A 24,795-nucleotide genomic window follows, 5' to 3' on the forward strand; every position below is an offset into this window, starting at 1 on the left:
AATAATGGGAGGAAATAAAAATCCTCCTCATTTTTCCGCCATGACTGAATCATCTATATGAGAATCAACCCAGCCCGGATCAGGATCTCCTCCCATTGCTTTGCGGGCTTCAGGTTTCGGCGGCCCTGCAATCCCCCACTGATCCATTAAATGCGGGACCCGTTTCCATACACGTGCTCTCCACTCAGATTCATCTTCGATCGTTTCCAGGTAACATGTATACTCCATTACAAAACCGCCTGGGTCTTGAAAATAACAGAAAATATTGTCTCCAGGCCCATGACGTCCAGGTCCCCAAAGTTCTGACAAGCCCGCTTTTCGCACATTGCTTATTCCTCGCATCAGTTCATCCACCGAATCGACTTCGTATGCGATATGATTGACTGACGCATGCTCATCTTGATTGAAGGCAATGGAGTGATGCTTCCTGTTGCACCGCAGGAATGACATTTGGTGCTCACTCCAATCAGTAACTTTAAAACCAAGTACATTCGTATAAAACTCAACGATCATATCTAAGTTCTTCGTGTTCATTACAACATGATTCAGTTTCACTGGATCAACATTTTTCTTGCTCCAAATACTCGTTTGTACTTCCACCCAAGCCGAGAGCTCAATTACGCGGTTTTCCGGATCAATAAACCGCAGGCCATAACCGGCACCTGCTTCATCCAAATATCCAGGTGGTTCAATAATTCGAACGCCCTTCGATTGTAATATCCCAGCTGCACGATCCACCGCATTTTTATCGACCATGCCAAAAGCTATATGATGCAAACCTCGTTTTTCTCCCTTGTGAAGGCTTAAAATATGATGTTCCGGTCCAGCCCCGCGGAAATAAACCGTATTCTCCTCTTCCGGAACATCCACTCTATCCAATCCCCAAACCTTTTCATAAAACTCTGCTTGATCGTCGAAATTCGGAGTTATCATGCTTATATGTCGTAAATGAGTAATCCCAAGCATTTTTTATACCTCCCATAATTTAGCCCTTTAGATAATTTGCATTGGGCCATATTTAACAATCTAATCGAAAAGGGCGCCTCATTAATTTTCATAATGCAGGTGCCCTTTTCGGCTAAATGATCAGTCTTTAATGATGGCTTCTCTTTCTTTAGAGCGTTGTTTACGCAGTTCTTCCAGGTCACTGCCTTCAGGATATGTCGGTAAGTTAGGCTTCACTGCCCCTAACATCACGAGCATGCGCGCCTCCACATCCCCGTCATTCCTAATTCCCCGATAAACACCTGGTGGGCTGCTGATACAGTCTCTCGCACTTAATTTAATTTCATGCACTTCACTGTAGCTATCCTCTTGAATTAATGCAGTGACTTCTCCCTCAAGAATGAAAAACACTTCTTCAACATCGTCGTGAAGGTGTAAAGGACCAATACATCCTGGAGGAAGCACCATTGTACTTAAAGTGAAATGTTCACCTGCAATTACATTCGTATCGTTATTGGCAGTGGCACCACGTCCGATATATCTCATCTGTGCACGTCTATAAGCGGGATCGATTTCTTCTTGGAACTTCAAGACATTCCAATCAAGCGAACGGTCTTTCAATCGGGCAACATATTTTTTTTCAAATTCCTTCACTGAAAAAGCTTCTTTTGTCATTTTAAAATTCCTCCCCTATTTGTTGTTTCTAAACCACTTTATGTTTTATAAGCAAAACAGTGTTTTGTCTATGAATTAAGTCTAAAATGAAACCGCTTCATTGTCAATGAGTTTTTAGAATATTTAAAACTATTTTTATAATCCGAACGCTCACCGCTTTGGGATAATCTTGTAACGATTAGATTTCCCTAACGAAAAAAAGTGTGGATACCCTAATGGGAGATCCACACTTTCGAAAGATATTCAATTATTAATAGATTGGCACTCAAGCATGTTCAGACATCTTCGTGTTGATACAGCTTTACCCCACTATATCCCATATAAACGGATAACTGCCGAGAAACTTCCAAAAGTTTCGGCAAGGCAATTTTATCGATGAAATCTTCCTGGTAAGCAGACTCTGTTGCCACGACATTCAAGGCAGCCAATACTTTCCCAGTCCTGTCAAAAATCGGAGCGGCAACAGAACGGATGCCAGGGTGGAATTCCCCGCTTGTCATCGAATAACCATTTTGCCGAATCAATTCCAGCTGTTTTTGAAATTCACCCGGCGCGGTGAGTGTTTTGTCTGTATAAGGAGTTAGGTTTGAGATTTTGAACATTTGCATTAGCATTTCTTTCGGTTGATATGCCAATAGTAATTTCCCATTGGCCAAAGCATGTGCCGGCAGCCGCAAACCTATGTTCACATTGACAGCGGATACACCTCTTATTGGGGCACTTCCAACATAAACAACTTCCTGTCCATCCAAAATGGACAGATGGCAGGAGGCTCCGATTTCATCACGCAAGGTCTCCATATAAGGTTGGACAATTTCCTGGAATTTCAAGCTATTCAAATAGCTGAATCCCAATTCAAGAACCTTTGGCGTTAAACTATAACGTTTGGTATGTTCATCCTGAGACAAATAACCAATATTTTGTAATGTGAATAATAAACGATACGGTACCGTTCTGCTTACTCCCAGTTGTTTTGCAATTTCTGAAAGAGATAAACTTGGCTGTACTTCATTAAAGAGCTTAATGATTTCCAACCCTCTAACCAATGAATTAGCACTATATTTCTCTTTCTCTTTTTCTTCGCTTGCCATTTGAGTATTCCCCCCGTTGTGAATAAATCTCATTTTCTCCTGACTATAACCCATTCAGTAAAGCTTTCTTCATACCTTGAAAGAAGAACTTGCAGTATATGTACATTTTTTTCTGGAAGTTCATTTGGTGAATGTTTTTGATGCATACTTCAATAGTTGCAAACCTGTTGTCTTTAGCATCCGTAACATCCCTGGATCCTGCTGATAACATCGGGACAGATATTGAAGATAGGATGTCCATTTGGTTTAAATTTGATAAAGAGAAGGAAAATGACCGGTATCCTGAGGGAAGCACTTGCGGCAATATTGTTTCGCTTCCTTCTAGACAGAAACATTTGGCGTCGGTAGCGCACTGCCCTCTGCTATGCATGTTCTTCTGATTCACGTTTCGATGGATTGTAATCTATACAGATGTTTCCGTTTACTTTCTTCCATACTAACAACAGCTGCCCCACGTGTCGCATCAGATATGATCAACGCCTTCACAACTTCCGGAATACGGCTAGTAGAATCGAGCAATTGCCGAGCAGGTATACCGACTGCAGACTAAACTTTCACGGAATTCTTTCAATATATCTGCAAACTGAGAAAAATCCTGAAATTCTTCTTTTGGATCAGAACTTTCACCGAACCCTGGTGCATCCCTATGCAATTACTCTAAATTCTTCATTCATCTGACCGAGCTGGTATCTCCTTGTTTTCCAAACCATGCAGGATAACAAGCGCTTTTCCTTATCCCTATTCCAGATAATGAATCGGGCATTCTACTAATTGGCTAATTGGCATCCCTTTCTACCCTTTACTCTTCATGTTTAAATAGAATAGTGTATATGTGTCAATTAAAGCATATTTACATATATAAAACTATTTGGAAGACCTAGCTTAATTGACGTATCGATAGAAAAGCCCAACATAACCAAAGATAACCAATTTTACAAGTAAAAACAAATAAAGAATTTTACTACATCGATATTTTCTGCCAAATCATGTTTTTTTCCATATTAAGTATTTCATATATAAAACAATATAAATGAATTATAGATTTTCCTGATTTTAAATTCAATATCAACAAGTCAGAATTTTTAATAATTTGATAATAATTAGTTTTTTTGACACAAAAGATTAAATCTACTTCCATTTTAAGTCCGTTAGAGGTCCACCCACTCATTTGATTAAATGTTTCTCAAAAAAAGTACAAAAGGATGCAACGGAGTTCGATTTTCAAATTGAAAGCGCTTATAAATTGTTTATTCCTAAAATAGAAAATTATCAAAATATTAAATTGACAATCAAATTATTTTAATTTATCGTTAAGAAAGTGAAACTTTGTTTTCCTTACAAAACATTACCGTTGTTTTTTTATCTTTCAATACTTTAAAGAAAGGCGGGATAAAGTTCTTAAATGAAAAATCTAAACTAGTACCTTTCTAAAGAGATAACCTTAAAACACTTATACTCAAGGGTAAGCGTTTTTAGGAATGCTAAAAAGCGACAAGGAGATGGTATTATGTTAAATGGGCAAAAAAGATGGTTGTATATTGCCGTTCCAATTTTTTTCTTTTGGTTTTTTGGACAAATTGATAAGGTTGGCATTTCCATCATTCAAACAGATCCAGAATTCTTACATGCACTCGGTATGACAGGCGATGACAAAAATGCAAAGATCGGTCTTCTATCTTTTGTATTCACCATTGCTTATGGAGTTTCAAACCTTTTTTGGGGCTTCATCATTGATAAATTAGGTGCCCGAAAAACAGCCATCGCTGGTTTATTCGTTTGGACACTCACGATGATTATGTCAGGCATGGCAAATTCATATGAAATGTTTTTAATCAGCAGGGTAATTCTTGGTTTTGGTGAAGGGATGATGATTCCAGTTTCCGGAAAATTCATTTCTAACTGGTTTAATAAACGCGAATTGGGCAGGGCCCAGGCATCATGGCTTACCGGAAACTATTTAGGTCCGGCAATGGGAGCCGTTGTTTTGGTGCTCGTAATATCTTTACTCCACTGGCAAGCAGCTTTCTTTATGCTTGCGGCATTCAACTTATTTATAAATATCCCGATGTTCATCTTCTTGACGCGGAATACACCAGAAGAGCACCCCCGTATAAGTAAGGAGGAATTGGCTTTCATTCGCCAAACGGATGATGAAGTGAAAGAAACCGCCACCTCCGAGAATAAGAGTTTCGCCCAAGATTATCGTTTCTGGATTGTTTGGTTCGGCATGCTCGTATGCTCTTTCTTATTTTTCGGAATCAGCATTTGGCTTCCTACCTACCTCATTGAGGCAAAAGGATTCGAAAAGGAAGGAATGTCGAGCATTACTTCAATTTCCTGGCTATTCGCTTTAGGATTTGTCTTGGCATGCGGTTTTCTGGCTGACAAAACCAGACGTCCAAGTTTGATGGCCACGATTCTATTTTCATTGACGGCTGTCTTTCTAGCTGTAGCGATCTTCATCCCCAATCCTATTTTGGCAGGACTATGTATGGGACTGGCTATGGGCTGTCAAGGCGGTGTGTTCCATCTAAGTAATATGCTCATGGTAAAATACTCAACACCTGAAACGGCAGGACGAGCCGCTGGTCTAATTGGATTCACGAATATCATGGGCGGCTTTTCGAGCTATATCATGGGATGGCTTCGTGACTTGTCTGGCGGGGACTTCAGTACGTCGATCGCCATGCTGATTTTTGCAGCCATCTTAGGTTTGGGAGCTTATTTATTCTCCATTAAGAGAGAAGCCGCAGAGCTGCGCTTATCACCTATACCTGTACAAAAGATACAAGTATGAAGCTTAAGCCCCTTGTAAAATCAGGACCAACATTTTTTTTATCACTTTGATGAACTATCCAACCCTTGAATTTTCAAGGGTTTTTTCTTGAGCTCACTTAAAAGCAAAACGGTAGAATAAAAGTTAGAAAGAGCCCATACCAGTAGGTATCGCTCTTTTTTTGCATATCCCGATAATTTTTTTTTCAATTCTCCATCTTTAGCCCGAATCATTCCTTTATTTGTATAAATATGTCGATAGTTAAAATATTCAAAAAATGATATTTTTTTGAATACCCATGTTATATTGTTAAAGGAAAAAAATACTTGTCAAGTAAGGTGAGTGTGTGAATATAGAAGTTTTAATCCTCCATTATATTCAGGAAAAACGTCAAAAGCCTAACCATGCCAATGAATTGCTGGATTATATTCAGAATGAATATGTAAACGGAAAGCTGTCGATCTTTCAATATAGAAGTCTCTGTCAGGACTTATATCTTCGAGGAGCAAAACAAACATCTTCTGGATGAAACTACACCCTTGTCACAGTCAACCTACTTCCAATTCTGAATGACTTTTGTTTCTGATTTCCGCAATCGGCCTATCTTTAAGAGCTAAGCCAGCCAGTCATTTACTTAGAGAATAAATCCCTCCCCAGTATGTTCATAACTAAATAAAAGCCTCCTTGATCTGTCTCACCCCAAGACAGACCAAGGAGGTAAATGCCACTTATTCAGACCTTTATTTTTTACTAAATGAATATATCCAAAATTAAAACCAAACCGAATGCCACGAAGGATAGTAAGGTTTCCATGACTGTCCATGTTTTGAATGTTTCTTTAACGGTTAATCCCATATATTCCTTTACTAACCAGAAACCGGCATCATTAACATGGGAAAACATAAGTGACCCTGCGCCCGTGGCAATAACGAGCAATTCTAGATTAACACCCGTCATATTGGCAACGACCGGTGAAACAATACCTGCTGCTGTGGTCAAAGCGACGGTTGCAGAACCTGTGGCAATCCGAATCAATCCTGCAACAAGGAATGCAAGAACGATTGGTGATAAAGAAATTTCTTCAGACATTGAAGCAATTGCAGTGCCAACGCCACTATCAATTAAAATTTGCTTGAATCCTCCGCCAGCACCGATAATAAGGATTATGGAAGCTAATGGCAATAAGCATTCTTCCGTCAACTTTTTAATTAGTGATTTATCCATTCCCTGTCTGTAGCCCAAGAAATAGTAAGCTGCAAAACAGGAGATTAATAGAGCGATCACTGGACTTCCGATAAATAATAAGAATTTTTCAATGGAACCCGGTATCGGCAGATAAGGCGCCACAACAGTTAAAACCATCAACAATACAGGCAAAAGGATGATGAAGAACGAAACTCCAGTGCCTGGTAAGCCACTTGATTTTGTTTCCACCCGGATCAATTCCGGTTCTCCAACAGGAATAACCCGTTTATGAATCCATTTTGCGAATAGTGGTCCCGCAATTACAGCAGTCGGGAATGCGATGATCAATGAGTACAGAAGTACGTGTCCCATATTAGCATTATAGATTCCTATAGCTGTCATGGCTCCCGGATGCGGAGGTACCAGCCCATGTACGATCGATAAACCAGCAAGTACTGGAATACCAATTAACAAGATATTCACTTTGGTTGATTTCCGAATGGAAATGACCAAAGGCAGCAATATTACTAGACCAACCTCGAAAAATACCGGAATGCCGATGATGAAACCAGATAAAAGCATGGCCCATGGCAGGTTTTTCACGCCGAATTTATTAATGAAAAAGTCAGCAACCTGCATACCAGCTCCAGAGTCGGACATCATCTTTCCTAAGATGGTCCCTAAGGCCAATATTCCAATAAGGTGACCAAGGACCGCTCCGACACCCGTTTCATAAGCTCCAACAATCTTGTCCATTGGCAGTCCAGAAAAAACCGCTAAAAATAAACTGGCTACAGTCAAGCTAATGAATGCATGCCATTTCCACCATGATACCCCCAAAATAACAATTACGATTGCTATCAGCGTGATTCCTAATAAATATAGATCCATATGTTCTCCCCACCCCTAAGAAATCGCTTACATTCAAACCAATACAATAAATGGGATTATTGTACCGGCTCGTTATATGTCACAATGTAGTTCTGTTTAGCCGTATTGTAATACCCTTCACTGTATTCCATAACATTTCCGTCCCCATCACTGGAAATCCGAATTCTTTTTAGTACTGGACTATTGTTTTCGATTTTCAGTGTTTCGCAAATGTGATCCGGAGCGATAGCAACGGCAAACTCATCTCTGAATGTTTCAAGTTTAAGGTTTTGATCTTCCAAAAAGCGGTACAAAGAATTGATTTGGACCTCTTTTATCTCTTCTTGGTTTATATCAAGTGAAACATAATGTGTAAAGTAAATATAAGGTTCATTGTCCAATAAATATATCCGTTCAATACTTATGCAATGGTCACCAAATAAAGGTTGCAGCTTAGAGTCTGAAGAAAGGTCAACATGACTTATGTTTAACACCTTTTTTAAAATGGAGTGCCCTTCCTCCACCAACAGCTCTGTGAAACGCTTTCCTTTGGAAAGTTTGACAATCGAACCATTAGCTATGACTCTAGTGCCTTTGCCGCTTTTCTTTTCAACATACCCCTCTTGCACGAGTTCTTTGATTGCATTACGGACAGTGACCTTACTTACGTTAAATTCTTCTTCCAAAAGAGGCTCAGAGGGAATGTTTGTGTCGATGGCATAAACCCCATGTAAAATACGATCCTTCAATATTTCTTTTATCTGTAAATACATCGGTCCATTTTTTCTGTTCACATTCATTCCTAATCTCCTGCCTTTTATCTCTTAATATCTTCCATTTTACCTTCCATTGCCGAGAGTATCTCCTTTTCGGTTGCCAAAGGAGTATCTCCAACGACAGTACATGCCAGCATTCCTGATACAGCCGCAAACCGAACTGTCTTTTCAGGGGAATATCCCCGCAATTCGCCATGTAAAATTCCGCTGGTGTAAGCATCGCCTGAACCTATTCTATCATATACGGAAAATGATAGGATATCGGAAAAGTAAAATGTTTCTTCCTTGTACATATACCCCCTCAACGTATGGCTATTATCACTGTTAATTGAACGATGTGTCCCTGCTATTGATTGAATATTGAATTTCTTGGCCACTTCAGGGATCAACTCAATAAGCTGCTCTTCCCTTGTGGAGCCTTCTGACTCCATTCCTAAAATATATATGGCGTCTTTCTCATTCATCATGACGATATCAGCCAAAGAAAGCATTTCTTCATAATGAGGTTTTGCGTCAGCGTAACCTCCCTCCCATAAGGAGGGGCGGTAATTGCAATCGAAACAGACTGTACCGCCTTTTTCTTTGACTTTTCTAGCCAGGACCTTCATACTTTCCCGGACATTTTCCGCCATTGCAAGCGTGATCCCGCAAAAATGGATGATATCCGTATTATCCGAAATCATATCCAGATCATAATCGGATAAGGAGGCTGTATTAAAACTGCTTTCCAGTCGATTGGAATATGTGACACGGCTCGCCCGCTGTCCAAAACCATTTTCCAAAAAGTACATCCCCATGTATTTGCCACCTCTAGAGATGAAGTTCCTTCCAATTCCTAATCGTTGCAAAGATGAAATCGCAGAATCCCCAAGCGGGTTATCCGGTAACTTTGTCACAAGATACCCATCATGTCCAAGTTTTGTCATCGCAGAAGCAACGTTTACCCCCGTGCCTGAAAAGGAGTATTGCAGAGTGTTAGCCTGTGATAGCAATTCATACCCTGGTACCTGCAAACGCATCATTACTTCCCCGAATGCCACAATTCTTTTAGGCATATTTTTCAACCAATTTTTTTGTTATGGCTAATAATTTCCGGACATCCTCCCCATTCGTTTTTCCAGTCTCTTCATCAATGATGGAAGAATAAACATGGGGAATGACTTTAGGCACTTTTGCTTGTAATGCTATTTCTAGTATGTTCTCGAAATTATTTAAATCGATTCCACCTGTTGGTTCCAAAGCAAATCCCTCTTCACCACAAGCTTTTGCTACAGCACGATATTCATCTTCATGCTTCAGGCCTTTCATCGGGAAGTATTTCAATGCATTTCCTCCCATATCACGAACTAGTGCAATGGCAGCTTTGATAGGCACAATGGCAGTTTCACTTGCACCTGCACTTACTGGACCAGTGGAGATATTCACATAACCGACTTTACCAGTTGGAGAAACAAGTGAATTTATCCAGCTATCCTTCTCACCTAAATTGGCCCTCGTAGCACCAACAGCCGGAAAAACCTGGTTAATATGACTGCCTGGATAGTATTTTGCTATTTCTGCTACAACTGCTGCCTGTCTATTATCGCCCGCGCCCAATCCTATTGAAACGGCCTCATCAATGGCATCCCCGTACTCTTTCATTGCTGTAACACCAGCTTCCACTGTTGGATAATCCTTTGAAAGTACACCAACCAATACATGTCCTTCAGCTGCTTCAAAGACTTCCACTGCATTTTCTACACTATTTGCAAGTACATTTAAGGCTACACGATCATTCAATAACCGTTTGTTTATGTTTGTCATCCTTGTTTTCCTCCTAATATGGTTCTTAATTGAGCTTCAATGACATTTATATCATCACCTTGCAATGGACGCGGATCTATATCGAAAAAGCCTTGCCGTATCCCATAATCACGTGTATAAATGGCAATATCCCCATTTCTGAGCTGCTCGTTCACTTCTTTCGCCGTTGTTTCCGTTATCAAGGGATCAATGGAAATACGTGCTCTATATATGGCACGACCTGCTTCATCCTGAACTATCGTTACTTTTACGCCATCAATGGAGTCAAGTGATGTGAGAACTTGTAAACTAGCTTTTTCTTTTTCGCTATTATCCATCTTAACAAAATACTCATCCAATGCCTGAAGCAGCCCAAAGGTAGTTTCCTTACCGACCTTCATGCTCCTTCCGATACAGTGCAATTGAACCTTTAACCATTCGATATATTTCTTTCTGCCAGCAACGATACCAGATGTGGGTCCTTCAATGGCTTTTGATCCACTATAAATCGCCAGGTCAGAAAATTGTATATATTTTTCCAAGTCCTCCTCCGCCGCTGCATCGACAATCAGAGGGATATTATTCGTTTTGGCCACTTCCCATGCTTCCTCGACCGATATCATATTTTTCTGAACAGCATGATGCGATTTTACATATAAAATGGCAGAAGTATTTTCATTTATGGCATCCGCAATATGTTCCGCCTTCCCTTCGTTTGCATACCCAACTTCAACCAATTTTCCGCCACCAAGGTAAATCATGGTTTCAACCGGTGCACCGTACTGAACGTTATGGCCTTTCAACATGATGATTTCATTCTTTTGAATGAGATCTTGATGAAGCCTTTCGCTTTTCCTTCTGTTTCCTTCAGTAACGATCGCCGCTACTGAAAGCGCAATTCCACTTGATGCTGAGTTTACGACGACCGCTGCTTCAGAATGAAGCAAATTCGCTATATGCTGTCCTGCCTTATCGGCTAAATCAGAAATTTCCACATAATTTTGCCCACCTTTTTTCATCGCGTCCATCACTGTGTCAGTAGGTGCAGAAACCCCTAATATGCTCATTCTTCCACTTGCATTGATGACTCTTTTCAAACCGTATTTAGCATTCAATGAATTCTCCATTTATAACCACTCCTTTAACAACAACTCTTTTTTCTGCCATCCTTTTTTCGCCATCGGAATCCAATAAAAGGGTCTGCTCATTCTCAATCGAGAATAAGGTTAAGTTCGCAATATCCCCAGCTGAAATCCTGCCTAGCTCTGGTTTATGCAACCAAGCTGCTGCATTGACCGTAACGGCATCTATTACTTCTTTTAATGGATAACCGAGGTACAAAAATTTTGTAAGCACATTTGCCATATTAAAAACTGGCCCATTCTCTCTGTTTTTACGATATATATCCGTACTGATCGTATTGAAGCGGATTCCCCTCTTTTTCGCTATTTCTGCAGTTTTAAAAGAAAAGCTTGCCGTTCCATGACCTACATCCAAATGAACACCACGTTCAATCGCCTTACATAACTCAGGCAGTGGCTCTTCTCTTTCATCAAATAAATTATTCGCTTTACCATTTAAGAAATGTGTAATAATGTCCTTTTCCTCAAGTAAATCAAGGACTTCCTTAATATCAGGCGGCCCTGAACCGATATGAACCATTAATGGTAAACCAGTTTCAGCCGAGAACTTCCTAGCGATTTTTAATGGCTCGACACCATTTGGACCAACCACACTTTTACTTATTCTCGCTTTAAGTCCAACGACAAAATCCCCGTACTTGGAAATTGCCTTCCTTAATTCCCCTTCGTCCAGCCATGAAATATCCGATAACTCATCAATCCTTTTCAATCCAATCCGCGAAATATTCAGAAAGGCGAAAACATTCGTTTTGGAATTTTCACAACTGCTAACCAGATCAGATATCCTATCTGCACCCGTGCTTCCCGCATCAATGACCGTCGTTACACCAGTTTTATATCCAATCTCATCAACCTCATCACCATAAGGATCGAATTCCGGGAAAGCATGTACATGCATATCAATCCATCCGCTCGAAACAAAAACTTTTTGATCATAATCTATTATCTTATCTCCTATTGCAGTTCCGGGAAGTGCGATTTCTTTAATCATCCCATTTTCCAGTATGATATCCGCTGCAGTTCCCTCTAACATCTTTACATTCTTCAGAACTAACGTATCTGTCATTTCCCTCATCCTTTTCGGTACATCCTATCGATTGCAAGTACTTTGTATACGGTTACACTGAATTGTGTGAGAATTCATTTCATTTCTCTTTACAAAAATAGATTATCATATTTTGTCGAACTAATCAATATAACGTTATAATGTTTGATTAAATTTACAGAATTTTTAATAGATCATCGCTTATTTTTCTATGTGCTCATTAGTTTCTTCCATATAGCGTGATCTCATTTAGGTTTTTAAAATTTTACTCGGCTATTCTTAAAATAAAAGGCGGGAAGAAAAACAATGTGTTTTTCTTCCCGCCTTTTATTTTTTTACGAATTGTTACAAATAACCAATGCTGTAAGTTCCTACTCTAATTATCCAGAAATAATGCTTTTAAAAACAAATTCGAAGAGATTTTAAGGGTTTGAACAGTTTGAACAATTTGAAAGTTTCTTCTGGGCACTCGCTTTCCGCCTGCGGGGTCTCCCCTAGACACACTTTTCCCGCAGGAGTCTCGCACACCCGCTCCAATCAACTTTGTTTCAAAATTTAAATAGAACCCCTTTTGTCTACAAACTGATTTATATCCTTTTTTTCTTTTTATTCAACCATATGATTAATCCAATTATTGCTATAAATAAAATTAATATGTCTATGTTGTACATAGAAAATAAATTTCGATCAGCTATTATTACTGAGGACATCCTGATTATAAAACCTAGACATATAGAAATAAGTACAATAATTACTGTTTTAAAACTTTTTTCCTCAGTTTCCATATTTATCTTGACCTCCCGTATATAGTTATATAGTATGAGATTATACCAAATATTCAAAAAAAATATAAGGTAGTGTTATGAAAATGAATAAAAAGTCCTTATTTTCAATACTAATAATAAGTTTATTAGTAGTCTCACATGTCCCCAATACATTGGCAAAAGAGAAAAATGAAACAATACCTTCATCAACAACAGTCAACCCTATTGTGGAAGTCAATTTAATAAGTGATGATTATATACAAATACAACCAACAGCAAGCATCATTGAAATGAGCAAACCTATTGCTCATCAAGCTAAACTAACAAATACCCAATTAGGAAAGATGGTAAAGGCTCATCAAAAGGGAACAACATGGTTAAGCATCGTAAGTACTCTTGTGTTTGCAGGTGGCCCAACCGCACCAGCAGGAGTAGCTACTGCACTGGCATCAGCACTCGCTGGCAGTATTCCGGAAAGCACGCTTATCATGTATCAGTCTTTGCTAGCGGTAAAAAACCAAGTTTATCTAAAATAACGTATATATATTACACTAAGTCAAATCTTTCATTTAGAAGCCCTCGTTAATTAATCTAACCCGCTCCTAGTATTACAGAGGAAATGGTGCTTTCCATAATAATAAAAACCAAGAATGCTTATTTAAAAGCATTCTTGGTCTTGTTATTTGCCGCACTTTGATTTACCTTTTTATGACAACCCCGTAATATATGTCCCGTTCCTATAATGAAAGATTTTAATTTACCTTTTTCGATCCTTTCCAATGGATTTCCCTCAAACGGTATTTTTGTAGCTTACCTGTTGCCGTTTTCGGTAAAGAATCTACGAATTCAACTTTTGTCGGTGCTTTAAAGTGGGCCATTTTTGAGCGGCAAAAGGTGATGATCTCATTTTCTGTCACTTCCGCTTTGGGGTGCAGCACAATGATTGCCTTAGGCGTTTCTCCCCATTTATCGTCTGGGATGGCAATGACCGCCGCCTCCAAAACATCTGGATGTTTATACAATATCCCTTCCACCTCTGTTGAAGAAATATTTTCTCCCCCGGAAATGATTAAATCCTTAGCCCTGTCCTGTATTTCTATATAACCATCAGGATAGGTCACTGCCAGATCCCCAGTATGAAACCAGCCATCCCTAATTGCTTCGGCCGTCTTTTCCGGATCCTTATAATATCCTTCCATAACAACATTGCCGCGAGTAATGATTTCTCCCAGTTCCTTTCCATCCCAAGCGACTGCTTTCCCATCTTGATTGACTACCATCGTTTCCCCATTGAAAACCAATTCAATACCTTGTCTTGCCTTTATTATTGCTTGTTCGTCCGCCGATTTAGCTTCAAACTCATCCTTCCACTCGTTATATAGGATGAAAGGGGAAGTTTCTGTTAATCCATATACGTGAATCATATTCAAACCAAGGATTTCTTGGGCCTTTTGTATAAGCGCTGCTGCTGGAGGAGCACCTGCTGTTGCCATCCTTGGACGCACTTTGATATTTGTTTCTTTTGCTTTAGGATCATTCACTAGCATATTTACTACAGTAGGTGCTCCACATAACAAGGTAATATTATGTTCGGCAAATAATTTGAGGATAAGAGGGGGATCAACTTTCCTTAAACATACATGTGTCCCGCCAGTAGCCGTTACCGACCATACACCTCCCCAGCCATTAGCGTGAAACATTGGCAGGGTATGCAAGTATACATCGTCATGATTCACTCCAAGGTGATAAATGAAATTAGCGGCGTTCATGTAATTCCCGCGATGGGTTAACATTACCCCTTTTGGTTTTGAAGTCGTTCCACTCGTATAATTTATAGTCAAAAGTTGATTTTCATCGATTGTAACCTCTGGCATACCTTCATCAATTGCATGCAAAATGAAATTCTCATAGTCTATTCCAGGTAAAATGGTTTCATGTCCTTCAACAGGCACGATAATGATTTTTTCCAATGAAAGTCTAGTAATGATCTTTTCGATCGGAGCGGTGAATTCTTCATCGACTATCAACATTTTTGAATCGCTATGCTTGATGATATATTCCAAATCCTCTGCAGCAAGCCTATAATTCAAAGGAACCATTACCGCTCCCATTTGACAAATGCCATAAAAACATTCCAACATATAATGCGTATTAGGCAACATCACTGCAATATGGTCGCCTTTTTCAATTCCCGAAGAATACAGTGCTTTGGAAAGTTGATCGGCCCGCTGTCCGAATTCCTTGTATGTAAACTCTTTCTCTTCATCGATGACTGCCACTTTATGAGGATAATATTTTACGGCCCTGCGCTTCCAATCCATTGGGGTTAATGGGGAAAACATTTTTACCATCTCCTTCTTTTGAGATTCTCTGCTTACAGCACCCTGCCTGGTTCGTCATGATGAGTCATTGAGAAAAAAATTTCTTAACCCTTTTAATACATATTCATTTTCCAAACATCATATCTTCTTTAATGGATTTCTCACATCATTTAAAGAATCATTGAATGACCTAACCTTTATACTCAAGGAAATGCATATTCGAATATTTTTTTAATTATTCTGATAATCCCCCCCCTAAAAACAGTGGAATTCACTGCTTTAATAAATATATAGAGCTTCTTCTTTCTATTATAATGGAAATTGTAAACGTCAGGAAGACTATATTTTATTCTCTATACGTGACGACACATGTTCGGTCAGTTTCCCAACGATTTGTTTAAGCCGTTCCGTTTCCTCTTCATTTAGGACGCTATAATAGTCACGAAAGATTTTTGCAAGACTCTTATTGATGGAATGGTAGGCTTCCATTCCACTTTCGGTGGATTGGATAAAAACGACCCGCCGATCATCCTCACTGTGTACCCTCTTAATCATTTTCTTCCGTTCAAGCCGGTCAATTAGTGCAGTTCCTGCTGCAGGTTTAATCTTCAAATGATTCGAAACATCTTTAACAGCTATGGATTCATTCAAGACTATTAATTGCAATGCGCGATACTGTACAGAAGTTAAATCATATTTAACCAATAACGGTTCCACCAATTCCTGTGAGAGGCTGCTTAGTTCCTTGATTTCTAGATGTAAATTATACAATTCACTTGAATTCATGTTTGACAATCCTTTCTTATTGACACTATCTATCTAAAACTATAACATAATTAGCGTATCAAAAAATTAACCATGCGAATTAAATTGGTTATTGATTTTTAAAGAGAGAGAGAGGCTGTCCATGTCAGCAGAACAACGCAAAAAGATCATTATCCTCATGATCAATATGTTTATAGCAATAGGAAGTTTCGGTATCATCATTCCCATTTTACCAGCATACCTGGCTTCCATTAATCAAGGCGGAACCGCCGCTGGCCTAATGATTGCCATTTTCGCAGGTGCACAACTTATTTTTTCGCCAATTGCAGGAAAATGGACTGACCAATACGGGCGCAGAAAAATGATTATTTATGGATTGGTCGGTTTGACATTATCCATGTTTATTTTTTATGCAGTAAATTCCATTTGGTTATTGTATGCTTCACGTATCATTGGCGGGATCGGAGCAGCTTTGCTTATACCCGCAATTTTTGCTTATGTAGCCGATATCACCACATTTGATCAACGCGCTAAAGGCAATAGTTTAGTATCTGCCGCCATGTCCCTGGGAATTGTAGTCGGTCCAGGAATTGGAGGTTTTTTAGCTGACTTTGGCTTGAAGTTTCCATTTTTGATTTCTGCGCTGGTATCCCTATCAGCAGTGGTATTTTCGATTTTTGTTTTAAAAGAAAGCGAAACGGCACAGGCTACTCAAACCATGGATGCAAAAACAGAAACGATGGTTCGGAAGATTGCCTTATCCGTGAAAATGCCCTATTTCATCCCACTCATCATTACTCTTGTAATGAGCTTTGGCTTAATGGCATATGAATCTGTAATTGGTCTTTATCTTGATAATCAATTCAATTCAAGTCCTAAGGACATCGCCGTCATGGTTACAGCCACCGGTATCGTCAGTGTAATAGTACAACTGTTTGTCGTCGACCGGATTGTACGGCGTTTCGGGGAAGTGAATGTGCTGAATATCTTTATCAGTGTTGCAGCAATCGGTTTCCTCCTATCACTTTTTGCTACAAGTTACCTGATTTTCTTTTTAATTTCACTTATCATCTTCCTTTCCACTTCCATCTTACGTCCAGTTCTTAACACACTGATTTCCAAGATGGCAGGCAATGAGCAGGGCTTTGCAATGGGTATGAATAATGCGTATATGAGCATCGGAAATGTGCTCGGACCCACACTTGCCGGAATGATGTATGATGTCCACATTACCTACCCGTTCATGTTGGGCCTTATCCTCTTATTCATTACTTTGATGATTACCATGGCTTGGCAAAAGCGATCTCTTCATGCAAAGGCATTATCCTAGAGCTTAAAGAGGCATTTCAAGTTTTTACCTTAATGAAACCCCCGAGTAGCAGCCGCTATTCGGGGGTTTCATTATGATTTTTATTTCCTTTCTTCTTGTAGTCGAGATTCTTCAAAACAGTATATTCGAGTAAATGTACGAACCTTACGAGTATTTGCTTCAAATTCACGAGTAAATGTACGATTCTCACGAGTATTTGCTCCAATTTCACGAGTAAATGGCTCGAATTCAAGAGTAATGCTTCAATCTCTCGAGTTTATGCTTTCACGAGTAAACTGCTAAAAACTCAAGCGCAACGCTCGAATTCATGAGTATTTGCTCCATTTGTTCCTTAAGTTAATGATTTTATTTGACCAAAATAAAAAGCGGCCTTATTTCTGAGAATAAGGCCGCTTACCATTCAGTTTTTCTCATTTCATATTGTTATAAGGGGAAAATTAATTTCATTTAATATATACGGCTTTTTTCCCTTTACTACTTTCAAAAGCCGCATCAATGATTTTAATGACCGATAACCCCTCTTGGGCAGTGACTGGAGCTTTTTTCCCGCTCAATATACTATCGGCAACTGCCTGGTAATACGTTAAATAAGATCCATGCAGTGTTTCAATGGTTTCATGTATCTCATTTTCTCCTTCAACCGTAACCAGCTTACCATAGAATTCGGGATCATCTGCACCCCAAGAGTCATTCATCGGTTTTTTCCCATCACTTAGGGCCGCCTCTTGGCAATCAAGACCGTACTTGATAAATGATCCTTTACTTCCATGCACCTGATACCGCGGTCCATTATACGGAACGATTGAGCCTGAATGCAAGATAACTCTTAGCTTTTCATATCCTAATATCACATGGAAATAATCATCCGTTTCTGCATTTATTTTTTGGGAAAATACATCTGCCCAAACGAATTGCGGCAATCCAAACAAATGCAGTGCTTGATCGATGAGATGTGATCCTAAATCATAAAGCATGCCTGATCCCGGGCCTGGTTTTTCCCTCCATCTATCCCTGACCACAGGCCTGTATCGATCATAATGGACCTGGTATGTATTGATTTCCCCAAGCACTCCATCATCCATAAGTTTTTTCACAGTCAAAAAGTCATTATCCCATCTCCGGTTATGATAGACACTTAATAGCAGATTCTTTTCCTCGGCAATCTTAATGAGCTCCTCTGCCTCCCAAGCTTCCACTACCATCGGCTTTTCGAGGATGACATGCTTCCCAGCTAACAAGCTTTGCTTGGCCATTTCATAATGCAAACCACTCGGTGTCGTAATAACAGCCAAATCAATGGACGCGTCTTCTAGAATTTCCTCTAAACTGCTTACCACTTCTACATCTTTCAAATCTTTTTGGACTTTTTCTTTATTGGAGCTGACAACTTTCGCTATTTGAAACTGCCCTAAAACACTTAGTAATGGCGCGTGAAAAGTAGCTCCTGACAATCCGTACCCAACTATGCCCACTTTAATTTTTCTCATTTTCGTTCCCACTCGCTTTCTTGTTCCTCTTAAACAATTATAAACTGATCATACGTTCTATTATATTTCATTGTCCGGGTACGTATCTCTCAAAAACTTGACAGACTGATTAATCAATTCTTTTAATACATTAATATCGATATCTGCCACTTTATTGATGTACACACACCCTTTTCCGGAAGTGTGTTTTCCAAATGCCTGTAACAATTCTTCCCTTTTTTTATCCCCTGGAGTGAAATATAAACTGATTTTAGCTTTTCGAGGGGAAAAGCCTACCAAAGGGGCATCGCCTTCGTGACCTGATTCATATTTATAATGATAGATACCGAACCCAATAATGCTCGGTCCCCACATCTTTGCCTCATAACCTGTCGTTTTGGTAAAAACATCCAACAATTCATATGCATCTTCACGCTTTTTTTGATTATCGACGTTCTCAATGAACTCAATGACACTACTGTCAGTTTCTTTGGTTTTTTGTTTATACATGACCGAAACCTCCCATACTAAAAGTTTGAAAAATGCAAAAGCTATCCCTTGCTCAAAACTTAGTACACTTTATGATGTTCTTTTAGATTGACGTGTATGTATACAGCCTTCATTACCGCTGAATTCCTAACTATTCAAATGATTGGCGGACGAGCTCCATTACTAATTCTCCAAGCTTCATGGCAAATCCTTCATTCAATACCCTTATATATTATAGAACATTGATTCGTTTTATTCTATTTTAAGAGCAGAGTTTATAAAGATAAATCTTTTGCGCGTTTAAAATCAGTACTTTATCATAAAAATCTCTACGATCAGAAAATATAATTCTGATCGTAGATTTTTAGTGTATCAGTTGCTTTAAAAAGGCAAAATGCTGTTTATCAAGACCTATTGCCGCCGAATCTTTTCAATTTCATCAGCTATGAATTGTACCTGTGTCCCTACGATGACTTGAATGCTTTGGGGACCCACGATATTGATTCCAGCAACCCCTGTTGATTTGATTTTATTCTGATCGACAGCTCCCATATTCTCCACCTCAACCCTTAATCGGGTAACGCAGTTATCTACAGAAGTTACGTTAGCGTCTCCGCCTAATCCCTCATAAATAGCGGAAGCCATTCCAAAGAATTTACTCTCATTATTCCCGCCTTGACTTTTGTCTGCTTCCGAAATCGCTCCTCCACCATCAAGCTCATCTTCTGTATCATCTTCTCTGCCGGGAGTCATTAAATTGAACCTTGTTATCAAGAATCGGAATAAGAAATAGTAGATGACAGCAAAAGCCAGTCCTTGAAGAAGTAGCATATAAGGTTCATTTGCCAATGGCAATCTTGAACTTAAAACAAAGTCAATGAATCCTGCACTAAAACCAAACCCAGCTGTCCATTGGAAAGTCGCAGCTATAGCTAACGATATTCCTGTTAATAAAGCATGCACAACAAATAGGGCTGGTGCAACAAACATGAAAGCAAATTCCAACGGTTCAGTAACGCCTGTGAAAAATGAAGCGAAACCGGCTGCGAGCATTAATGAGGCCACTTGTTTTTTCTTCCGTGATTTTGCCGAATGGTACATGGCAAGAGCCGCAGCCGGTAAACCGAACATCATGACGGGAAAGAATCCGGCTTGATACATGCCTGTGGTTCCTTTTATTCCTGTTCCAGCCCAGAATTTACCGATATCGTTAAGTCCTATTACATCGAACCAGAATACAGAGTTTAACGCATGATGTAATCCTGTTGGTATCAAAAGCCGATTGAAGAATCCATAGAGTCCTGCTCCAACAGCACCTAATTCACTTATTCCTTCCCCAAATATAACTAACCAGGAGTAGATGAGTGGCCATACGAAGAATAATATAAGAGAAACCAGTAACATGACTACCGCAGTAAGGATCGGGACAAGGCGTTTACCGCTAAAGAAAGCGAATGCATCCGGCAGTACGACCTTACTGAACCGATTATACATAGCTGCCGCTATAAGACCCGAGAGGATGCCGACAAATGCATTTTCTATTTTCTCAAATGCTGGATTTACATCTTTTGCATCAATTCCCTGCAGCATCGCTACCGAGTCCGTGGAAAGCAATGTCGTTACGACTAGATAGGCTACCAGCCCGCTCAAAGCGGCGGCTCCATCTTTTCCTTTCGACATCCCCAACGCCACTCCAACAGCAAACAAGATAGCCATATTGTCAATGATCGAAGAACCTGCTTTTATTAAGAAAGCTGCTAACGGACTTCCCGCTCCCCATCCTGCTGGATCTATCCAATAACCGATCCCCATTAAAATGGCGGCTGCCGGCAATACGGCTACTGGCAGCATTAAGGAACGTCCAATTTTTTGAAGATATTTTTTCATTCCGCTTTCCTCCTGACAATTACTGATTTAGGGCAAACCCCATATTCTATTAGACAACGGTTCCTTCCATTTTAGAACTTCATTTCATTTATAAATTTGGCTATATTCAGGAATAAAGTCTTAGCGATTTACTCCTCCTTCGAAGGTTCATAAAAAAAAGAAAAGTCCATCCGGACTTTTCTTTTTCCACTTATTTATAGAGTAGGTAATTTTTGCGAACCTTTTTAAAAGCATCCTGCTTTACTTGATATTCTTTCATGATTTCATTTACAGATGAACCTTCTTCAATTCTTGACATTACCCAGCCATTGCCAATCAATAAATTGAAATTATTGGCTGCAAGGAATTCGAAATCACCAGGATATAGGTCCTGAATGGTCTTGATGATGTGAAGTCCAGTTGGGACAGCCTTGAACTCCTCTCTATCAGTTATATAAATTTCCACTCCGTGGCTAAGTTTACCTGCATGTTTTGAAAATGTAGGTGTAAAGGAGGCTGCCCTGAACTTTACACCAGGTAACCTTAATGCATTTAATTTCCCAGCAAGCTCATCACTGTTTATATAAGGAGCACCAATCAACTCGAATGGTTTAGTCGTTCCTCTGCCTTCCGAGACATTCGTTCCCTCGATCAAACCTGTAGCCGGATATACGAACGTAGTGGAAACTGTCGGCATATTCGGTGACGGCAAGACAAACGGGAGACCAGTATCGTCATAATCCATATCTCGCTTCCAGCCTTTCATCTTGATGACTCTTAGATCAGCACCAATTTTAAATTCCTTATTGAACAAAGTCGCGAGTTCCCCAACAGTCATCCCATGCTTAAGCGGTATTGGGTACAAACCAACAAATGATGAGAATTCAGGTTCAAGTACCGGCCCATCTACCGACTCCCCGCCTTGTGGATTCGGCCGGTCCAGCACGATAAAGGGGATATCATTTTCTTTGGCTGCTTCCATTGCATAAGCCATCGTGTAGATATAAGTGTAATAGCGTGTTCCGACATCCTGGATATCAAAAACAAGGACCTCAACATCCTTTAACATTTCTGGCGTCGGTTTTTTCGTTTTGCCATATAAGCTATAAACGGGCAACCCTGTTTTTTCATCAATATAATATTCAACGCTTGCACCAGCTTGCGCATCTCCGCGCACTCCATGTTCAGGACCGAATAACGCTGTCAAATTAATATCCGGATCATCATTAAGTAGATCGACGATGCTGGTTAATTTTGAATCTATGCCAGTTGGATTCGTAATCAAGCCGACTTTCTTTCCGCTTAACACGTTCTTTTCATCTTTTAATAGAACTTCAATACCGGGACTGACCTTTTGTTTTTTCTTCTCTTTAACAGCGGTTACACTTTTTGAGAAAACGATTCCGAAAGTCAACAAACAAATGGTAAATAGGATTATCATTCTTTTCAAATTGCTTCCCTCCCTATTTTTTAAAGGGTCTTCCTGATTTAATATCTATTCCATATCCAAATTTATAAAGGCTTTCATTGGGCTTAGTTACTGATGGTATATCGACCGGCAACGTGCCTTTAGGTTTTGATTCTCCAAAAATGGTCGAGATGCCTGCCGGGATATTTGGCTGTCTATAACGCCCATTCGAATACCCTTTGAACCCGTAAACAGCAAGAACCGCTTTCGCTTCTTCAAAGTTTGCAACATCATAAGGGTTTCTTAAACTCATTAAAACAAATTCTTTATCTTTCTTCTTAGCATGATTCATGACCGCTCTAGGGAAGGCTGTTGCCCACTTCGACGAATCTTGAATGCTATCATCTATCACTCCATCATTGACAGCCGGATCGTTTTTGACAATATAGGAACCAGTTATGACAAAGTCCGTTTCATCAATGAGTCTGGCCACTTGATCTGTAAATGACTTTCCTGAAAAACTCATACCCGTTATTTGGACTTTCTTTATTTTCTTTTTATCAGCTAATTCGCTGATGCTCCTGGACATGGATTCAACTTGGTCATCAAAAGGAGCAATAATTAAAACTTTATCATTTTTCTTAGGTTTGAAAGGCAATGTTTTGTCTTCATTTTTCAATAGAGTGATGGCATCCTCCGCGATTTTCTTTTCTTTTTTCAAATGATCTTCATTCCCGACCACTTGAAGCGCGGTTTCGATTTTTTTATCGATCGGAGTATCATCAGGGTTTAATATCCCTCTTTTCACTTTCAGTTCAAGTATCCTCGTTACAGATTGATTGACTTGACCTAGAGGAATTTCCCCGCTTTCCACTGCTGCCTTCACTGCATTGAATACAGAGGTTATATTCTTTTCCATTTGAAGCGAATTAACCTGTGCAGGCATCAATGCAATATCAACACCAGATTTCAGAGCAAGGACCACAGCTTCTTCCTGTCCGAAGTTGTCCGCTATTGCTTTCATATTCAAAGCATCTGTAACCACAACACCGTCAAAACCCATTTCTTCACGTAATAGACCCGTGATGACCTTATGTGACAACGTTGCAGGAACCATAATTTCTTGACCGTCTTTTTTACTGATATACGTAGTGTCATCGAATGCAGGAAATTGAACATGTGCAGTCATCATCATATCAACTCCAGCATCGATGGCTCTTTGGAAAGGAACCAACTCGATGGAACGCAAACGTTCTTTATCATGAGAAACAAGGGGGAGACCATAATGACTATCGACTGCTGTATCTCCGTGACCGGGGAAATGCTTGGTCGTAGCTATCATGTTCTGATTTTGCAATCCTTTTATCGTCTGAATGCCAAGCTTTGATACAAGTTCCGGATCAGAACTGAAGGAACGAACACCAATGACAGGATTTCCGGGATTATTATTGACATCGACAGACGGCCCGAAATTGACATTTATGCCAAGTGACGACAGTTCCTTGCCAATGATTTCTCCAGATTGATAAGCGTAACTCTCATTTCTGGCTGCACCAAGTGCCATATTACCAGGAAGGTTCGTTCCAGTTTGAAGGCGAGTCACGATTCCTCCTTCCTGATCAATCGTTATGAACAGCGGAAGATCCGGGCTTGCCATCTGCAAACCATCGGTGAGCCGAACCGTTTGTTCGGTATCGACTACATTCTCAGCAAACAGAATCACACCGCCAAGATGATATTTTTTAATGATGCTTGCAACTTCTGAGTTCATTTCAATAAAACCGGTTGCCTTCACTTCTCCTTGTTTTTGCCAATTACGAAAATCCGGCATGAGCATTTGACCGACCTTTTCATCGATTGTCATGTTCTCTACGATTTCCGGAATATCCGATTCTGATTTTTCTTTCTCTGATCCCTTTGCTGTCGCATTCCCTCCCAGAATAGATAAAACTAAGAATAATGCGATTCCAGCAGGGGCACATATCCTTTTTATCATTTAGGCTTCCTCCCTTGTATACTTTTTAGTTCTGCTAGCAACAATTCCATATCCGCTTCCATGAAGGGGTAAAAATGAATGGAAATGAACTATATAGATCCTA

General features: G+C 39.7%; 21 protein-coding genes. 5 read left to right on the forward strand and 16 right to left on the reverse strand.

Annotation, left to right across the window (positions count from 1 at the left end):
• Positions 1-27: 27 nt before the first annotated feature.
• The 3 genes from BS1321_RS00480 to BS1321_RS00490 all read right to left on the reverse strand — a co-directional run bounded on the left by BS1321_RS00480 (position 28) and on the right by BS1321_RS00490 (position 2,711).
• Entirely contained in the window at positions 28-966 is a 939-nt protein-coding gene (locus BS1321_RS00480) for a VOC family protein (RefSeq protein WP_063233592.1), read from the reverse strand.
• Between the two features lie 120 nt (positions 967-1,086).
• Complete coding sequence (locus tag BS1321_RS00485) at positions 1,087-1,620, reverse strand: cupin domain-containing protein (RefSeq protein ID WP_063233591.1); 534 nt, start codon at positions 1,618-1,620, stop codon at positions 1,087-1,089.
• 275 nt (positions 1,621-1,895) lie between these two features.
• Positions 1,896-2,711, reverse strand: coding sequence for an IclR family transcriptional regulator (locus BS1321_RS00490; RefSeq protein ID WP_063233590.1), 816 nt, complete (start codon positions 2,709-2,711; stop codon positions 1,896-1,898).
• Positions 2,712-2,851: 140 nt separating this feature from the next.
• Between BS1321_RS00490 and BS1321_RS27230 the strand changes: the two genes are divergently transcribed.
• From BS1321_RS27230 to yppF, 3 genes are all read left to right on the forward strand, one after another.
• The gene (locus BS1321_RS27230; protein WP_144480028.1) at positions 2,852-3,091 is read left to right on the forward strand and encodes a hypothetical protein; all 240 of its coding nucleotides are present in this window, start codon (positions 2,852-2,854) and stop codon (positions 3,089-3,091) included.
• A 1,127-nt stretch (positions 3,092-4,218) separates the two neighbouring features.
• A complete protein-coding gene (locus BS1321_RS00500) occupies positions 4,219-5,508 on the forward strand; it encodes an MFS transporter (RefSeq protein ID WP_063233588.1) in 1,290 nt (429 codons plus the stop codon).
• Between the two features lie 325 nt (positions 5,509-5,833).
• On the forward strand, positions 5,834-6,016 hold the full coding sequence (yppF, locus tag BS1321_RS00505; RefSeq protein ID WP_081112928.1) for a YppF family protein: 183 nt from the start codon (positions 5,834-5,836) through the stop codon (positions 6,014-6,016).
• A gap of 221 nt (positions 6,017-6,237) precedes the next feature.
• Here the strand turns inward: yppF and BS1321_RS00510 are convergent, their stop codons facing one another.
• From BS1321_RS00510 to BS1321_RS00535, 6 genes are read right to left on the reverse strand one after another with little or no spacing between them, the layout of a single operon-like run.
• Complete coding sequence (locus BS1321_RS00510) at positions 6,238-7,563, reverse strand: GntT/GntP/DsdX family permease (RefSeq protein WP_063233587.1); 1,326 nt, start codon at positions 7,561-7,563, stop codon at positions 6,238-6,240.
• A 56-nt stretch (positions 7,564-7,619) separates the two neighbouring features.
• Positions 7,620-8,342, reverse strand: a complete 723-nt coding sequence (locus BS1321_RS00515) for a GntR family transcriptional regulator (RefSeq protein WP_063233586.1) — start codon at positions 8,340-8,342, stop codon at positions 7,620-7,622.
• 17 nt (positions 8,343-8,359) lie between these two features.
• A complete protein-coding gene (locus tag BS1321_RS00520) occupies positions 8,360-9,373 on the reverse strand; it encodes a sugar kinase (RefSeq protein ID WP_063233647.1) in 1,014 nt (337 codons plus the stop codon).
• Positions 9,366-10,121, reverse strand: coding sequence for a 2-dehydro-3-deoxy-phosphogluconate aldolase (dagF, locus tag BS1321_RS00525; RefSeq protein WP_063233585.1), 756 nt, complete (start codon positions 10,119-10,121; stop codon positions 9,366-9,368). Before dagF ends, BS1321_RS00520 begins: the two co-directional genes overlap by 8 nt.
• Positions 10,118-11,227 (reverse strand): DgaE family pyridoxal phosphate-dependent ammonia lyase, encoded by a 1,110-nt coding sequence (locus tag BS1321_RS00530; RefSeq protein WP_063233584.1) that lies wholly within the window; start codon positions 11,225-11,227, stop codon positions 10,118-10,120. The genes dagF and BS1321_RS00530 overlap by 4 nt, the downstream gene beginning before the upstream one ends.
• The gene (locus tag BS1321_RS00535) at positions 11,205-12,308 is read right to left on the reverse strand and encodes an amidohydrolase/deacetylase family metallohydrolase (protein ID WP_063233646.1); all 1,104 of its coding nucleotides are present in this window, start codon (positions 12,306-12,308) and stop codon (positions 11,205-11,207) included. The genes BS1321_RS00530 and BS1321_RS00535 overlap by 23 nt, the downstream gene beginning before the upstream one ends.
• 841 nt (positions 12,309-13,149) lie before the next feature.
• Between BS1321_RS00535 and BS1321_RS00545 the strand changes: the two genes are divergently transcribed.
• On the forward strand, positions 13,150-13,587 hold the full coding sequence (locus BS1321_RS00545) for a hypothetical protein (protein WP_063233582.1): 438 nt from the start codon (positions 13,150-13,152) through the stop codon (positions 13,585-13,587).
• Between the two features lie 216 nt (positions 13,588-13,803).
• Here the strand turns inward: BS1321_RS00545 and BS1321_RS00550 are convergent, their stop codons facing one another.
• Both BS1321_RS00550 and BS1321_RS00555 read right to left on the reverse strand, forming a co-directional pair.
• A complete protein-coding gene (locus BS1321_RS00550; protein ID WP_063233581.1) occupies positions 13,804-15,393 on the reverse strand; it encodes a long-chain-fatty-acid--CoA ligase in 1,590 nt (529 codons plus the stop codon).
• A gap of 318 nt (positions 15,394-15,711) precedes the next feature.
• Positions 15,712-16,158 carry a MarR family winged helix-turn-helix transcriptional regulator gene (locus BS1321_RS00555; RefSeq protein ID WP_063233580.1) on the reverse strand — a complete coding sequence of 149 codons (447 nt, stop codon included), beginning with the start codon at positions 16,156-16,158 and terminating at the stop codon, positions 15,712-15,714.
• Positions 16,159-16,279: 121 nt separating this feature from the next.
• On the opposite strand from BS1321_RS00555, the gene BS1321_RS00560 reads away from it, so the two are divergent.
• Positions 16,280-17,467: an MFS transporter gene (locus tag BS1321_RS00560; RefSeq protein WP_063233579.1), complete on the forward strand. Its 1,188-nt coding sequence runs from the start codon at positions 16,280-16,282 to the stop codon at positions 17,465-17,467.
• Between the two features lie 443 nt (positions 17,468-17,910).
• On the opposite strand, the gene BS1321_RS00565 is transcribed toward BS1321_RS00560, so the two are convergent.
• From BS1321_RS00565 to BS1321_RS00585, 5 genes are all read right to left on the reverse strand, one after another.
• Entirely contained in the window at positions 17,911-18,954 is a 1,044-nt protein-coding gene (locus BS1321_RS00565) for an oxidoreductase (RefSeq protein ID WP_063233645.1), read from the reverse strand.
• 60 nt (positions 18,955-19,014) lie between these two features.
• Positions 19,015-19,443, reverse strand: coding sequence for a DUF1801 domain-containing protein (locus tag BS1321_RS00570; protein ID WP_063233578.1), 429 nt, complete (start codon positions 19,441-19,443; stop codon positions 19,015-19,017).
• A 390-nt stretch (positions 19,444-19,833) separates the two neighbouring features.
• Complete coding sequence (gene nagE / locus BS1321_RS00575; protein WP_063233577.1) at positions 19,834-21,309, reverse strand: N-acetylglucosamine-specific PTS transporter subunit IIBC; 1,476 nt, start codon at positions 21,307-21,309, stop codon at positions 19,834-19,836.
• A gap of 190 nt (positions 21,310-21,499) precedes the next feature.
• Complete coding sequence (locus tag BS1321_RS00580) at positions 21,500-22,738, reverse strand: exo-beta-N-acetylmuramidase NamZ family protein (RefSeq protein WP_063233576.1); 1,239 nt, start codon at positions 22,736-22,738, stop codon at positions 21,500-21,502.
• Between the two features lie 13 nt (positions 22,739-22,751).
• Positions 22,752-24,692 carry a glycoside hydrolase family 3 protein gene (locus BS1321_RS00585; RefSeq protein WP_063233575.1) on the reverse strand — a complete coding sequence of 647 codons (1,941 nt, stop codon included), beginning with the start codon at positions 24,690-24,692 and terminating at the stop codon, positions 22,752-22,754.
• Between the last annotated feature and the right edge of the window lie 103 nt (positions 24,693-24,795).

It is taken from the genome of Peribacillus simplex NBRC 15720 = DSM 1321, from assembly GCF_002243645.1.
GTDB lineage: Bacteria > Bacillota > Bacilli > Bacillales > DSM-1321 > Peribacillus > Peribacillus simplex.